Origin of the sequence: Burkholderia sp. (assembly GCF_018375725.1) — a bacterium.
GTDB lineage: Bacteria > Pseudomonadota > Gammaproteobacteria > Burkholderiales > Burkholderiaceae > Burkholderia.
The window spans coordinates 1-14,740 of record NZ_JAHACR010000077.1; the positions used below are offsets into that span (position 1 = coordinate 1).

General features: G+C 63.9%; 11 protein-coding genes. 6 read left to right on the forward strand and 5 right to left on the reverse strand.

Translation table 11 applies throughout. The annotated features are described in order from the left end of the window. The 4 genes from KH616_RS11465 to KH616_RS11480 all read right to left on the reverse strand — a co-directional run. Positions 1 to 504: MFS transporter (locus tag KH616_RS11465; RefSeq protein ID WP_292244234.1), on the reverse strand; the 504-nt coding region annotated here is incomplete at its 3' end. Positions 505 to 528: 24 nt separating this feature from the next. Further along, a complete protein-coding gene (locus tag KH616_RS11470; RefSeq protein ID WP_292244235.1) occupies positions 529 to 1,749 on the reverse strand; it encodes an HlyD family secretion protein in 1,221 nt (406 codons plus the stop codon). Positions 1,750 to 1,806: 57 nt separating this feature from the next. After that, positions 1,807 to 3,318 (reverse strand): efflux transporter outer membrane subunit, encoded by a 1,512-nt coding sequence (locus KH616_RS11475; protein ID WP_292244244.1) that lies wholly within the window; start codon positions 3,316 to 3,318, stop codon positions 1,807 to 1,809. A gap of 87 nt (positions 3,319 to 3,405) precedes the next feature. Further along, positions 3,406 to 3,900 (reverse strand): MarR family transcriptional regulator, encoded by a 495-nt coding sequence (locus KH616_RS11480; protein ID WP_292244236.1) that lies wholly within the window; start codon positions 3,898 to 3,900, stop codon positions 3,406 to 3,408. 337 nt (positions 3,901 to 4,237) lie between these two features. On the opposite strand from KH616_RS11480, the gene typA reads away from it, so the two are divergent. The 6 genes from typA (at position 4,238) to KH616_RS11510 (ending at position 13,927) form a co-directional block, all read left to right on the forward strand. Continuing rightward, entirely contained in the window at positions 4,238 to 6,064 is a 1,827-nt protein-coding gene (typA, locus tag KH616_RS11485) for a translational GTPase TypA (RefSeq protein ID WP_292244237.1), read from the forward strand. Positions 6,065 to 6,382: 318 nt separating this feature from the next. Beyond that, on the forward strand, positions 6,383 to 9,247 hold the full coding sequence (locus tag KH616_RS11490; RefSeq protein ID WP_292244238.1) for a 2-oxoglutarate dehydrogenase E1 component: 2,865 nt from the start codon (positions 6,383 to 6,385) through the stop codon (positions 9,245 to 9,247). 129 nt (positions 9,248 to 9,376) lie between these two features. Beyond that, complete coding sequence (odhB, locus tag KH616_RS11495; protein WP_292244239.1) at positions 9,377 to 10,645, forward strand: 2-oxoglutarate dehydrogenase complex dihydrolipoyllysine-residue succinyltransferase; 1,269 nt, start codon at positions 9,377 to 9,379, stop codon at positions 10,643 to 10,645. An 82-nt stretch (positions 10,646 to 10,727) separates the two neighbouring features. After that, entirely contained in the window at positions 10,728 to 12,158 is a 1,431-nt protein-coding gene (gene lpdA / locus KH616_RS11500; protein ID WP_292244240.1) for a dihydrolipoyl dehydrogenase, read from the forward strand. Positions 12,159 to 12,257: 99 nt separating this feature from the next. Continuing rightward, positions 12,258 to 13,355 carry a cell division protein ZapE gene (gene zapE / locus KH616_RS11505; RefSeq protein WP_292244241.1) on the forward strand — a complete coding sequence of 366 codons (1,098 nt, stop codon included), beginning with the start codon at positions 12,258 to 12,260 and terminating at the stop codon, positions 13,353 to 13,355. Between the two features lie 152 nt (positions 13,356 to 13,507). After that, positions 13,508 to 13,927: a transposase gene (locus KH616_RS11510; protein WP_292244242.1), complete on the forward strand. Its 420-nt coding sequence runs from the start codon at positions 13,508 to 13,510 to the stop codon at positions 13,925 to 13,927. Positions 13,928 to 14,061: 134 nt separating this feature from the next. Here KH616_RS11510 and KH616_RS11515 read toward each other — a convergent pair whose 3' ends face one another. Further along, complete coding sequence (locus KH616_RS11515; protein ID WP_292244243.1) at positions 14,062 to 14,523, reverse strand: DUF2147 domain-containing protein; 462 nt, start codon at positions 14,521 to 14,523, stop codon at positions 14,062 to 14,064. Positions 14,524 to 14,740 lie beyond the last annotated feature (217 nt).

Genomic DNA, 14,740 nt, shown 5'->3' on the forward strand with positions numbered 1-14,740 from the left:
ATTGTCCGAGATCCAGCCGCCGAGGATCGGGCCGGCGACCGGCGCGATCAGCGTCGTCATGGCCCAGAGCGATAGCGCCATCGGCGCTTTCGCGCGCGGGTAGCTCGCGAGCAGCAGCGATTGCGACAGCGGAATCATCGGGCCGGCAACGGCGCCTTGCAGCACGCGCGAGGCGAGCAGGAACGGCAGTGTCGGCGAAAGCCCGCACATCAGCGACGAGATCACGAACAGGATGATCGACGCGAGGAACAGGCGCACCTGCCCGATGCGATCGGTGAGCCAGCCGGTCAGCGGCACGGAGATCGCGTTCGCGACGGCGAACGACGTGATGACCCAGGTGCCCTGATCCGACGATACGCCGAGGTCGCCCGAGATCGTCGGGATCGCGACGTTCGCGATCGACGTGTCGAGCACGTTCATGAACACGGCGAGCGACACCGCGACCGTACCGAGCACGAGGTGGCCGCCCTGCAAGGGCGGGAGTGGGGCTGGAGTCTGTGCCATGTCGATTTTCCGATTGCAGCCCGGTTACATCATCTTCGAGATGGGGCTCTGCTTCGTCGCCGCCGGCGCCGGCGCGGCGTTGCCGCCGGCATTCTGGGCGATGATGCGCGCGATCTCGGCATCGGCCTCGTCGCCGTACTTTGCGAACACATCGGTCTGGTAGACCGTGTTCTGCACGTTGCCGAGCTGGCTGCCGCTTTCGTCCTTGATGTCGACGTCGACCTGCATCGACAGGCCGATGCGCAACGGATGCTTCTCGAGATCCTTCGGGTCGAGCTCGATTCGCACCGGCAGGCGCTGGACGACCTTGATCCAGTTGCCCGTCGCATTCTGCGCCGGCAGCAGCGAGAACGCCGAGCCCGTGCCGGCCGAGAAGCCGACCACCTTGCCGTGATAGACGACCGACGAACCGTAGATGTCGGCCGTCAGTTCGACCGGCTGGCCGATGCGCATGTGCTTGAGCTGCACTTCCTTGAAGTTGGCGTCGATCCAGACCGCGTTCAGCGGCACGACCGACATCAGCGGCGCGCCGGGCGACACGCGCTGGCCGACCTGCACCGAGCGCTTCGCGACATAGCCGGTGACCGGCGCGGGCAGCGTGTTGCGTGAGTTCGCGAGGTAGGCGTCGCGGACCTTCGCTGCCGCGGCGAGCACGTTCGGATGCGATGCGATCGTCGTGTTCGCGGTCAGCGCGCGGTTCGACGCGAGCTGCTGCTGCGCGGCGTCGAGCGAGGCCTGTGCGGCCTTCACCGCGTCGCGCGCGTGCGAGATTTCTTCCTGCGAGACGGCACCCGTCTGCGCGACCGCCGCACGGCGGCGCAAGTCTTCCTCGGCCTTCGCCAGGTCGGACTGGCGCAGCGCGACTTGCGCGCGGTACTGATCGTCGTTGACGAACAGGCCGCGCACCTGGCGCACCGTCTGCGCGAGATTGGCTTCGGCCTGCTGCAGCGCAACCTGCGAATCTGCCGGATCGAGCAGCACGAGCGGGTCGCCGGCCTTGACTGTCTGCGTGTCGTCCGCCTTCACCGCGACGACCGTGCCGACGACTTGCGGCGTGATCTGCACGACGTTGCCGTTGACGTAGGCGTCGTCGGTCTCTTCATGGAAGCGCGCGACCAGGAAGTAATACAGGCCGTATGCAATGGCCGCGATCACGATGATCGCGACGAGCAGCGTCATCATCCGTTTGCGCTTGCCGTTGTTTTGCGACTGGGCGCTGGCGGCGGTGTGTTGTGGGTCGCTCATGGCGAGGTTCTCCGTCCGTTGTTTCGAGTATCTGCGTGAGGTGCCGGGTGTGCCCGGTCAGTTCGTTGCCCGCTGGCTTGTTTCGGCTTGTGCGGCGCGCTTGGCGTCGGGGGCGGCAAGACGCGTGCCGGTGGCGTCGAAGCCGCCGCCGAGCGCCTTGATCAGCGCGATCTGCAAATCGCGGCGACGCATCTTCAGGTTGGTCACGGTCTGCTCCGACGCGAGGCGGTTGCTGTCCGCGTTCAGCACCAGCAACTGGGGCGACAGGCCGGCCTTGTAACGGATCACGGCCAGGTCGTATGCGCGTGTCGACGCATCGAGCGCGCGCTGTGCGTCGCCCATTTGCCGGTCGATCGCATGGATCGACGCCACCTGGGTCGCGACATCGTTCAGCGCGCCGATCAGCGTCTGGTTGTAATACGCGACGTCATAATCGAATTCCGCGTAGCGCCCCTTGAGTTGCCCGCGCAGTGCGCCGGCATCGAAGATCGGCAGGTGGATCGCCGGCCCGAACTGGGCCGTGCGGCTGCCGAAGGTGAAGAACCGGCCCCAGCCGAACGAGTCGAGACCGAAGGTCGCGGCGAGGTTGATGTCCGGGAAGAACTCGGCTTTCGCTTCCTTCACGTCGTGCATCGCGGCTTCGACCTGCCAGCGCGCGGCGACGATGTCCGGACGGCGCGATACAAGGTCGGCGGGCAGGTTGTCGGGCAGCGCGATGTCGCCGCCCGGATTCAGCACCGGCGTGGCGATCTTCAGGCCGCGATCCGGGCTCTTGCCGAGCAGTGCGGCGAGCTGGTAGCGCGTCGTCGTGATCTGGCCGTCGAGGTCGGACAGCGTTGCTTGCGTGGTCGCGATGTTGCCGCGCGCGGTCTGCCGCTCGACGTTGGTATCGAGGCCGGCCGACACGCGGCCGTCGGTGATCGTGCCGACGGTCTGCCGGTTGGCGATCTCGCGCTGCGCAATATCGCGCAGCGCATACAGCTGCGCGAGCTGGTTGTAGGTGCGGGCGATCGACGCGGCGAGCGTGATGCGGGTCTGCTGCATGTCGGCCTCGGCGACCTTCTCCTGCGACAACGCGGTGCGCAGCCGCTCGCGGTTCTTGCCCCACAGGTCGAGATCCCACGACGCATGGGCCGTCAGCGTGTTCTCGCTGTACCACGTGCCGCCGAACGGCGGCGGGAAGAGGGCATTGCCGGAATACATCCCGCGCGTCCATGAATAGGTGCCGTCGAGCGTCGGGAACAGCATCGCCCGCGATGCCTCGATATACGACGAAGCCTTTGCGATCCGCGCCTGTGCCTGGGCGATCGTCGGGCTGCCTTCGAGCGCCTCGTCGATCAGCTTTGGCAGCTGCGGATCGCCGAACTGGGCGGACCAGTCGAGCGACGGCCACATGCCGCCTTCGGCGGGCAGGCTCTGTGTGGTTTCGAATTGCGACGCGGACGCGATGTGCTGATCGCTCTTGATGCCGAAGTAGTTGGCGCAGCCCGCCAGCGCCAGCGCGGCGACCGCGGCGGCGACGGCAGTGCGGCATGACCCGGCATGCACGGATAGCGGGGACGATTTCACCACGCGGGCCTCTGACTCGGAATGAATGATGGACACTGCAAGGATTTCCTTACATTAATCTGTCGAAAATAGTTGTTATGGCAGGCACTACGCGTGGGTGCCGCCGGCGCCATCGCAATAACTGCTGAGGATGCGGCGGAGCATGCTTTTCAGGAAGCCGACTTCCTCCGGCGTAAAACCGCCCAGCAACTGGTCGAGTACGCTGCGGAAGATCGCCGGCAATTTTTCGGCGATCGCGCGGCCCTCGTCCGTCAGCTCGAGCCGTACAACGCGTCGATCCTCCATGCTCCGCACGCGCGACAGCAGCCCGCGTTTTTCGACGCGATCGAGCAGGCGCGTCACCGCGCTCGCGTCGATCGCGAATTCGCGGGCCAGTTCCGCGGCCGTCGAGCATTTGCCGACCGCGACCATGAACAGCATGCTCGCCTGGGTGCCGGTAATGCCGAGTTCGTCTTGCGTGCGCTGCGTGACGAGATTGCTCATCAGCGATTTCACGCGCGACATCAGGTAGCCGACGCTGTCGTTGATCTGGTACGACGATAGCGACAGGTTTTGCGGCTGAGAGTGGACGGGATCCGACATAAATTCCTGAATCTGCAATGATTGACTAGGCAGAAGTATAGGTGCGATTGGTTGCCGCGACAAATGTTAATGGAACCGTCTCCAGCGTGCAGGGCGCCTCGAAATAACCCTGACGAATGCAGGTCTTTCCCGGCCCGGGCGGCCGCCGGCTTGCCGGACGCGGGCTCATTGTCTTTGTCGTATGGCGGCGCGTCCGGTGCCGCCGATGTTGCGCTGCAACGTCCGGCCGCCCTCGACATCTGTGCGTGCTATAATGTCAAGCTTTCCAGGCTGCACTGCGCACGCACGTGAAGAACGTCCGTGCGCGCTTGCGCTTTCAATCGATTTTCAGGTTTCTATGACCCGCGCCCTTCGCAACATCGCCATCATCGCCCACGTCGACCACGGCAAGACGACGCTCGTCGACCAATTGCTCCGCCAGTCCGGTACCTTCCGCGAGAACCAGCAGGTCGCCGAACGCGTGATGGACTCGAACGACATCGAAAAAGAGCGCGGGATCACGATCCTCGCGAAGAACTGTGCGGTCGAATACGAAGGCACGCACATCAATATCGTCGACACGCCGGGGCACGCCGACTTCGGCGGTGAAGTGGAGCGTGTGCTGTCGATGGTCGACTCGGTGCTGCTGCTCGTCGACGCCGTCGAAGGCCCGATGCCGCAAACGCGCTTCGTCACGAAGAAGGCGCTCGCACTCGGCCTGAAGCCGATCGTCGTCGTCAACAAGATCGACCGTCCGGGCGCGCGCATCGACTGGGCGATCAACCAGACCTTCGACCTGTTCGACAAGCTCGGCGCCACCGAGGAGCAGCTCGACTTCCCGGTCGTCTACGCGTCGGGCCTGAACGGCTACGCGTCGCTCGATCCGGCTGCGCGCGAAGGCGACATGCGTCCGCTGTTCGAGGCGATCCTCGAGCACGTGCCGGTGCGTCCGGCCGATCCGGATGCGCCGCTGCAGCTGCAGATCACGTCGCTCGACTATTCGACGTACGTCGGCCGGATCGGCGTGGGCCGCATCACGCGCGGCCGCATCAAGCCGGGCCAGCCGGTCGTGATGCGCTTCGGTCCGGAAGGCGAGGTGCTGAACCGCAAGATCAACCAGGTGCTGTCGTTCACGGGTCTCGAGCGCGTGCAGGTCGAATCGGCCGAAGCGGGCGACATCGTGCTGATCAACGGCATCGAGGACGTGGGCATCGGCGCGACGATCTGCGCGGTCGACACGCCTGAGGCGCTGCCGATGATCACCGTCGACGAGCCGACGCTGACGATGAACTTCCTCGTCAACTCGTCGCCGCTCGCGGGCCGCGAAGGCAAGTTCGTCACGAGCCGCCAGATCCGCGATCGCCTGATGAAGGAACTGAACCACAACGTCGCGCTGCGCGTGCGGGATACGGGCGACGAGACGGTGTTCGAAGTGTCGGGCCGCGGCGAACTGCACCTGACGATTCTCGTCGAGAACATGCGCCGCGAAGGCTACGAGCTCGCAGTGTCGCGTCCGCGCGTCGTGATGCAGGAAATCGACGGCGTGAAGCACGAGCCGTACGAACTGCTGACGGTCGATGTCGAGGACGAGCACCAGGGCGGCGTGATGGAGGAACTGGGACGTCGCAAGGGCGAGATGCTCGACATGGCGTCGGACGGCCGTGGCCGTACGCGTCTGGAATACCGGATTCCGGCGCGCGGGCTGATCGGCTTCCAGAGCGAATTCCTGACGCTCACGCGCGGCACGGGCCTGATGAGCCACATTTTCGATTCGTATGCACCGGTCAAGGACGGTTCGGTCGGCGAGCGCCGCAACGGCGTGCTGATTTCGCAGGACGACGGCGCGGCAGTCGCGTACGCGCTGTGGAAGCTGCAGGATCGCGGCCGCATGTTCGTGAAGCCGGGCGATGCGCTCTACGAGGGCATGATCATCGGTATCCACAGCCGTGACAACGATCTCGTCGTGAACCCGATCAAGGGCAAGCAGCTGACGAACGTGCGTGCGTCGGGCACCGACGAAGCGGTGCGCCTCGTGCCGCCGATCCAGATGTCGCTCGAATACGCGGTCGAATTCATCGACGACGACGAACTGGTCGAAGTGACGCCGCAGTCGATTCGCCTGCGCAAGCGTCACCTGAAGGAGCATGAGCGTCGCCGCGCGAGCCGCGAAGCTGCTGCCGACTGATCTGCCGGAGTAGTCCGCGCATGACAAAAAAGCCGCCTTCGGGCGGCTTTTTTGCATCTGAATGATCCGCGGGCGCGATGCCCGCAAAACAATGTTTCGCAGACGCATCGGCCATCCCGCAAAGCCCCGCCGCATCACGCTTTCTTGCACTTTCTCGTGTGAACTTCGCCAGGTGTTCTGTGATATGCTGCGCGCACGCAAGTTTAGGTCCTTCCAAGCAAGACTTGATTCGCGCAATCCGCTAAACGGTCAGGCCGTGTCGCGGAAGGTTGAGTAACCCGCTATTTCTCGAGAAGCTCGAAGAAAGGTGAGCGTAAAATGTCAGATGTAATGAAGCAGTTTCAGCTGAACTCCTATTTGTTCGGCGGCAATGCTTCGTACGTTGAAGAACTGTACGATGCATATCTCGATAATCCGGCGTCAGTGCCCGAGAACTGGCGAGAGTATTTCGATGCGTTGCAGAACGTGCCTGCAACCGACGGTTCCAATGTCAACGACGTTGCGCATTTCCCGATCGTCGAATCATTTGCCCAGCGTGCGAAGGCCAATGCCTTCATCCCGCGCGAAAGCAGCAGCAACCTGGCCACCGCGCGCAAGCAGGTCCACGTCCAGTCCCTCATCAGCGCATACCGCTTCCTTGGCTCGCAATGGGCCAATCTCGATCCCCTGAAGCGCCGCGAACGTCCCGCCATCCCCGAACTCGAACCCGCTTTCTACGACTTCTCCGAGGCCGACCTCGACCAGACGTTCAGCGCAAGCAACCTGTATCTCGGTTTCGACCAGGCGTCGCTGCGTGACATCGTCAAGGGTCTGCGCGATACGTACTGCGGCACGATCGGCGCCGAATTCATGTACATCAGCGATCCGGAACAGAAGCGCTGGTGGCAGGAGCGCCTGGAGTCGATCCGCGCGACGCCGAACTTCTCGGCCGACAAGAAGAAGCACATCCTGAACCGCCTGACGGCCGGCGAAGGCCTCGAGCGCTATCTGCACACCAAGTACGTCGGCCAGAAGCGCTTCTCGCTCGAAGGCGGCGAAAGCTTCATCGCGGCGATGGACGAAGTCGTCCAGCACGCAGGCAAGAAGGGCGTGCAGGAAATCGTCATCGGCATGGCGCACCGAGGCCGTCTGAATGTGCTCGTGAACACGCTCGGCAAGATGCCGGCGGACCTGTTCGCCGAATTCGAAGGCAAGCACGTCGACGACCTGCCGGCCGGCGACGTGAAGTACCACAAGGGCTTCTCGTCGGACGTGTCGACGGAAGGCGGCCCGGTTCACCTGTCGCTTGCGTTCAACCCGTCGCACCTCGAAATCGTCAACCCGGTGGTCGAAGGTTCGGCGAAGGCGCGGATGGATCGCCGCGGCGACGAAGACGGCCTGCAGGTGCTGCCGGTGCAGATCCACGGCGACGCGGCCTTCGCGGGCCAGGGCGTCGTGATGGAAACGCTGAACCTGGCGCAGACGCGCGGTTACGGCACGCACGGCACGCTGCACATCGTCATCAACAACCAAATCGGCTTCACGACGTCCGACCCGCGCGATGCGCGCTCGACGCTGTACTGCACCGACGTCGTCAAGATGATCGAAGCGCCGGTGCTGCACGTGAACGGCGACGACCCCGAAGCGGTCGTGCTCGCGATCCAGATCGCGATCGACTACCGGATGCAGTTCCACAAGGATGTCGTGATCGACATCGTCTGCTTCCGCAAGCTGGGTCACAACGAACAGGACACGCCGGCGGTCACGCAGCCGCTGATGTACAAGAAGATCGCACAGCACCCGGGCACCCGCGCGCTGTATGCCGAGAAGCTCGTGCAGCAGGGCGTGATCACCGCGGAAGAGGCTGACGGCTTCGTCAAGGCGTACCGCAAGGCGATGGACGACGGTCATCACACGGTCGATCCGGTGCTGTCGAACTACAAGAGCAAGTACGCAGTCGACTGGGTGCCGTTCCTGAACCGCAAGTGGACCGACGCGGCCGACACGGCCGTGCCGCTCGCCGAACTGAAGCGTCTCGGCGAACGCATCACGACGGTGCCGGAGAACTTCAAGGTTCACCCGCTCGTCGAGCGCGTGATCAACGACCGCCGCAACATGGCGCGCGGCGATCAGCCGCTCGACTGGGGCATGGCCGAGCACCTCGCATTCGCGTCGCTCGTCGCATCGGGATACTCCGTGCGACTGACCGGCCAGGACTCGGGCCGCGGCACGTTCACGCACCGCCACGCGGTGTTGCACGACCAGAACCGCGAACGCTGGAACGACGGCACGTACGTGCCGCTGCAGAACATCGCCGACAACCAGGCGAAGTTCACGGTGATCGACTCGGTGCTGTCGGAAGAGGCGGTGCTGGGCTTCGAATACGGCTACTCGACCGCCGAGCCGAACACGCTCGTGCTGTGGGAAGCGCAATTCGGCGACTTCGTCAACGGCGCGCAGGTCGTGATCGACCAGTTCATCTCGTCGGGCGAAGTGAAGTGGGGCCGCGTGTCGGGCCTGACGATGCTGCTGCCGCACGGCTACGAAGGCCAGGGTCCGGAGCACTCGTCGACGCGTATCGAGCGTTTCCTGCAACTGTGCGCGGATCACAACATGCAGGTCGTCCAGCCGACGACGCCGGCGCAGATCTTCCATCTGCTGCGCCGCCAGATGATCCGCCTGTTCCGCAAGCCGCTGATCGTCGCGACGCCGAAGTCGCTGCTGCGTCACAAGGAAGCGGTGTCAGATCTGTCGGAACTGGCGAAGGGTTCGTTCCAGCCGGTGCTCGGCGAAACCGACGGCGACATCGACGCGAAGAAGGTCAAGCGCGTGCTGGTTTGCTCGGGCCGCGTCTACTTCGACCTCGTCGCGCACCGCCGCGAAACGAAGGCGAACGACGTCGCAATCGTGCGTATCGAGCAGTTGTATCCGTTCGCGCACAAGCAGTTCGAAGCCGAAATGAAGAAGTACGAGAACGCGACTGAAGTGGTCTGGGTGCAGGACGAGCCGCAGAATCAGGGCCCGTGGTTCTACGTCGAACACCACCTGAAGGAAGGCATGAAGGAAGGACAGAAGCTGGCGTACAGCGGCCGTCCTGCTTCGGCTTCGCCGGCGGTCGGTTACTACGCGAAGCACTACGAGCAGCAGAAGGCGCTCGTCGAAGGCGCATTCGGCCGCCTGAAGGGCGTCACGATCGCGAAATAACCGCGGCAGGGAAACGGGAAGGCGCGCGGCGCCTTCCCGGCTCGTTTGGCCGACGCCCGAACGGATGCGTGAGCCGAACGAGATGCACGAACCTCGACATTACCCAGATTAAGCATTCAGGAAAATCACATGGCTATCGTAGAAGTCAAAGTCCCCCAGCTTTCGGAGTCGGTTTCGGAAGCGACCATGCTGCAGTGGAAGAAGAAGCCCGGCGAAGCTGTCGCACAAGACGAAATCCTGATCGAGCTCGAGACCGACAAGGTCGTGCTCGAAGTGCCGGCACCGGCCGCGGGCGTGCTCGCACAAGTGCTGCAGAACGACGGTGATACCGTGGTGGCCGATCAGCTGATCGCGACGATCGACACCGAAGCGAAGGCGGGTGCCGTTGCCGCTGCAGCGGGCGAAGCCGACGTCCAGCCGGCCGCAGCCGCCGCTGCACCGGTCGCGCAACCGGCTGCCGCCGCAGCGTCGAGTACGGCTGCCGCCGCGCCGTCCGCCGCGAAGCTGATGGCCGAGAAGGGCCTCGCAGCAGGCGATGTCGCCGGTTCGGGCCGCGACGGACGCATCACGAAGGGCGATGTGCTGTCCGCAGGCGGCGCACCGAAGGCTGCACCGGCCGCCCCGGCGAAGCCGGCTGCCGCGAAGCCGTCGCTGCCGGACGTGAAGGTGCCGGCGTCGGCGACGACGTGGCTGAGCGACCGTCCGGAACAGCGCGTGCCGATGTCGCGCCTGCGTGCGCGTATCGCCGAGCGCCTGCTCGAGTCGCAGCAGACCAACGCGATCCTGACGACGTTCAACGAAGTCAACATGCAGCCGGTCATGGATCTGCGCGCCAAGTACAAGGACAAGTTCGAGAAGGAACACGGCGTGAAGCTCGGCTTCATGTCGTTCTTCGTGAAGGCGGCGGTTCATGCGCTGAAGAAGTTCCCGCTCGTGAACGCGTCGATCGACGGCAACGACATCGTCTACCACGGCTACTTCGACATCGGTATCGCGGTCGGTTCGCCGCGCGGCCTCGTCGTGCCGATCCTGCGCAACGCGGACCAGATGAGCCTCGCCGACATCGAGAAGAAGATCGCCGAGTTCGGCCAGAAGGCGAAGGACGGCAAGCTGTCGATCGAGGAAATGACGGGCGGTACGTTCTCGATCTCGAACGGCGGCGTGTTCGGCTCGATGCTGTCGACCCCGATCATCAACCCGCCGCAATCGGCCATCCTGGGTGTGCACGCGACGAAGGAGCGTCCGGTCGTCGAGAACGGCCAGATCGTGATCCGTCCGATCAACTACCTGGCGCTGTCGTACGACCACCGGATCATCGACGGCCGCGAAGCGGTGCTGTCGCTCGTCGCGATGAAGGATGCGCTCGAAGATCCGGCGCGTCTGCTGCTCGACCTGTAAGCCCAGTCACCCGCATTGAACCGCGCGGCACGGGTGCGCGACCTCGCGCGCCCGTGCGGACGCACAAGAAGAAAGGATTGCCATGTCCAAGGAATTTGACGTCGTCGTGATCGGCGCGGGCCCGGGCGGCTACATCGCCGCGATCCGCGCCGCTCAACTGGGCAAGACCGTTGCCTGTATCGAAAAGTGGAAAAACCCGGCCGGCGCGCTGAAGCTCGGCGGCACGTGCCTGAACGTCGGCTGCATTCCGTCGAAGGCGCTGCTCGCGTCGTCGGAGGAGTTCGAAAACGCGCAGCATCACCTCGCCGACCACGGCATCAGCGTCGGTGAAGTGACGATGGACGTCTCGACGATGCTCGGCCGCAAGGACGCCATCGTCGAGAAGATGACGGGCGGGATCGAGTTCCTGTTCAAGAAGAACAAGATCACCTGGCTGAAGGGCCATGGCAAGTTCACCGGCAAGACCGACGCCGGTGTGCAGATCGAAGTGAGCGGCGAAGGCGAGACCGAAGTCGTCACGGCGAAGAACGTGATCATCGCGACGGGTTCGAAGGCGCGTCATCTGCCGGGCATCCCGGTCGACAACAAGCTGATTTCCGACAACGAAGGCGCGCTGGCATTCGACTCGGTGCCGAAGAAGCTCGCCGTGATCGGCGCGGGCGTGATCGGCCTCGAACTCGGCTCGGTGTGGCGTCGTCTCGGCGCTGAAGTGACGGTGCTCGAAGCGCTGCCGGCGTTCCTCGGCGCAGCCGACGAAGCGCTGGCCAAGGAAGCCGCGAAGCTGTTCAAGAAGCAGGGCCTCGACATCCAGCTCGGCGTGCAGATCGGCGAAGTGAAGACGAGCGCGAACGGCGTGTCGATCGCCTACACCGACAAGGACGGCAACGCGAAGACGCTCGACGCGGATCGCCTGATCGTGTCGGTCGGCCGCGTGCCGAACACCGACAATCTCGGCCTCGAAGCGATCGGCCTGAAGGCTAACGAGCGCGGCTTCATCGACGTCGACGACCACTGCCGCACGGCGGTGCCGAACGTCTACGCGATCGGCGATGTGGTGCGTGGCCCGATGCTCGCGCACAAGGCGGAAGACGAAGGCGTGATGGTCGCCGAAGTGATCGACGGACAGAAGCCGCACATCGACTACAACTGCATTCCGTGGGTGATCTACACGTACCCGGAAATCGCCTGGGTCGGCAAGACGGAACAGCAGCTGAAGGCGGAAGGCCGCGAGATCAAGACGGGCAAGTTCCCATTCTCGATCAACGGCCGCGCGCTCGGCATGAACGCGCCGGACGGTTTCGTGAAGATGATCGCGGACGCGAAGACCGACGAACTGCTCGGCGTGCACGTGATTGCGGCAAACGCGTCGGACCTGATCGCGGAAGCCGTGGTGGCGATGGAGTTCAAGGCGGCGTCGGAAGACATCGCCCGCATTTGCCATCCGCACCCGTCGATGTCCGAAGTGATGCGCGAGGCGGCGCTTGCTGTCGACAAGCGCTCGCTGAACAGCTAAGCGCGATGTCGTGCCGGCCGGATCATCGGCCGGCGCCGCTGTCTGACGACGAAGGCGGGCGGGTTTTCCCGTCCGCCTTCGTGCTTTCCGGTTTGCATGATGAACGTCACCGAATACTACGCGCGGGAATTGAACACGCGCGGTTACCAGTACGATGCCGCGCAGCGTGCGGCGATCGATCGCCTGCAGCGCTGCTATGACGAGTGGGTCGCATACAAGGCGCGCCGCTCGAATGCGTTCAAGAAACTCATCATCCGGCCGGAGCTGCCGCGCGGCGTCTACATGTGGGGCGGAGTCGGGCGGGGCAAGAGTTTTCTGATGGACAGCTTCTATGCGGTCGTGCCGGTGCAGCGCAAGACGCGCCTGCACTTCCACGAATTCATGCGCGAGGTGCATCGCGAGCTCGAGGAGCTGAAGGGGCAGGCCGATCCGCTCGATGAGCTGGCTCGCCGCATCGCGAAGCGCTACCGGCTGATCTGCTTCGATGAATTCCACGTTTCGGACATCGCCGACGCGATGATCCTGTATCGCTTGCTGGACCGGCTGTTTTCGAACGGCGTGCAGTTCGTGATGACGTCCAACTACGCGCCCGACGATCTGTATCCGGACGGCCTGCATCGTGACCGGATGCTGCCGGCGATCGCGCTGCTCAAGGACAAGCTCGACGTGCTCAATGTCGACGCGGGCGTCGACTATCGCCAGCGTACGCTGGCGCAGGTGCAGATGTATCACACGCCGCTCGGCGCGGCGGCGGATCGCGCGCTGCGCCACGCATTCGCGCAGCTCGCGGCGGTGCCGGACGAAAGCCCGATCCTGCACATCGAGAAGCGCGAGCTGAAGGCGCTGCGCAAGGCCGACGGCGTCGTATGGTTCGACTTCGCGACGCTGTGCGGCGGCCCGCGTTCGCAGAACGATTATCTCGAGCTCGCGAGCCGCTTCCACGCGATCGTGCTGTCGGACGTTCCGCAGATGTCGGCGCGGATGGCGTCGGAGGCGCGCCGCTTCACGTGGCTGATCGACGTGCTGTACGACCACAAGGTGAAGCTGCTGATGTCCGCCGCGGTGCCCGCGGAGTCGCTGTATGTCGAAGGCCCGATGGCGAACGAGTTCACGCGCACGGTGTCGCGGATCGTCGAAATGCAGTCGAAGGAATATCTGGAAACCCCAAGGCGTCTCGTCGATACGTCGCTGACCTGAGCGCGCTGCGTGGTGGTGCATCATTTTCCGGCATTTGATGGCTAATTCCAGTTGAATTGAGGCTAAGTCGCTGTCTTTTCAGATTGGTCTTATATTCAATGCGGTGTCGAGCCGATATCGTTGTGGAATGCTTCCTAAGGCTGGAGATGTCCATGACACAGTATCGCGATCTCACCGACCACGAGTGGCTGCAAGTCACGCCGCTGCTGCCGGAAATGCGGCCTCGCACCGAGTTGCGCGGCCGGCCGCTCGCCAATACCCGAGCTGTGCTGAATGGTGTCCTGTGGGTGATCTGCAATAGCGAGACCTGGTCGGCCATGCCGCGTCGCTATCCGTCGTATCAGACGTGTCATCGCCGCTTCAAGGTCTGGTACGAAACGGGCACGTTGCGGCAGGTATTGCATGTGCTGTATGGCGAGGTTGGCCTGGCGCTGTTCAACATGTTCACCCTGCGGATGCGCCATCACGCCGAGTCGAAAGCGGCCGAAGCGCGTAGCGTGACCGCGTCTGCGTCGCATGCGACGCCGGGTACGCCATATATAGCGGGCGTGCGGGAGCGTGCGCCGGCATGATCGTCCGGTCGTGATACGCGGGCACACGGACAGCCTGCAAGTCGCGTATCCATACGGCGTAAAAGCAATCGGCCTGCGATGTCATCGTCAGGCCGATTGGTTTTGCAGGGCGCGAAACCGCGCATGCGCGCGATTTACTGCTGGCGAATCCAGGTCTGCGACCGGCCGAGCAGCGATACGCCGATGTAGCCGCGTACGACGAGCTTCTGACCGCCATCCTCCAGCGACATCTTGCATTTGTAGATCTTGCCGTTTTCCGGGTCGAGGATGTTGCCGCCGTCCCACTTGTCGCCTTCCTTCTTCATCGCCTTTATGATCGTCATGCCCTTGATCAGCTGATCCTTGCGCTCATCGGTGCAGGCGCTGCAGCGGCGATCGGGTGCCTCGTTGTCGCCGAGGCCCTTGAGAACCTTGCCCGAGAGTTCGCCATTCGTATCCGCGCTGATCTGCACGAGTGCCTTCGGCTTGCCGGTGTTGTCATCGATCGTCTGCCACGTGCCGACCGGGCTATCCGCCTGGGCAAACGCGTGAGCGGCACAGGCGAGCAGGGCGCCGGCGAGGGCCATCGAACGCAATGGGCGGGTCAGTTGAATCATCGTCATCCTCCTTGTATCGCATTGTCGTTTTCGGACTGCTCGCAGGACCGTCTGCATCGGACGGCCGCCTGTCGCGAGCCATTTGCAGAATACGTGAAACCTGCCAGCCAGATTTGATAGAGGGGACTCTAATCGAAACAGCCCGCGCCGATGTGCGGGCTGCTCGCGAGGCGCTCAATTGAGCTGGTACGAGAACGCGGCGTTGACGCGCGGGCTG

Coding starts and splice junctions, on each gene's coding strand:
- KH616_RS11510 (WP_292244242.1), top strand. CDS start 13,508: ATGACACAGTATCGCGATCTCACCGACCACGAGTGGCTGCAAGTCACG.
- KH616_RS11470 (WP_292244235.1), bottom strand. CDS start 1,749: ATGAGCGACCCACAACACACCGCCGCCAGCGCCCAGTCGCAAAACAAC.
- KH616_RS11480 (WP_292244236.1), bottom strand. CDS start 3,900: ATGTCGGATCCCGTCCACTCTCAGCCGCAAAACCTGTCGCTATCGTCG.
- zapE (WP_292244241.1), top strand. CDS start 12,258: ATGAACGTCACCGAATACTACGCGCGGGAATTGAACACGCGCGGTTAC.
- KH616_RS11490 (WP_292244238.1), top strand. CDS start 6,383: ATGTCAGATGTAATGAAGCAGTTTCAGCTGAACTCCTATTTGTTCGGC.
- typA (WP_292244237.1), top strand. CDS start 4,238: ATGACCCGCGCCCTTCGCAACATCGCCATCATCGCCCACGTCGACCAC.
- KH616_RS11515 (WP_292244243.1), bottom strand. CDS start 14,523: ATGATTCAACTGACCCGCCCATTGCGTTCGATGGCCCTCGCCGGCGCC.
- lpdA (WP_292244240.1), top strand. CDS start 10,728: ATGTCCAAGGAATTTGACGTCGTCGTGATCGGCGCGGGCCCGGGCGGC.
- odhB (WP_292244239.1), top strand. CDS start 9,377: ATGGCTATCGTAGAAGTCAAAGTCCCCCAGCTTTCGGAGTCGGTTTCG.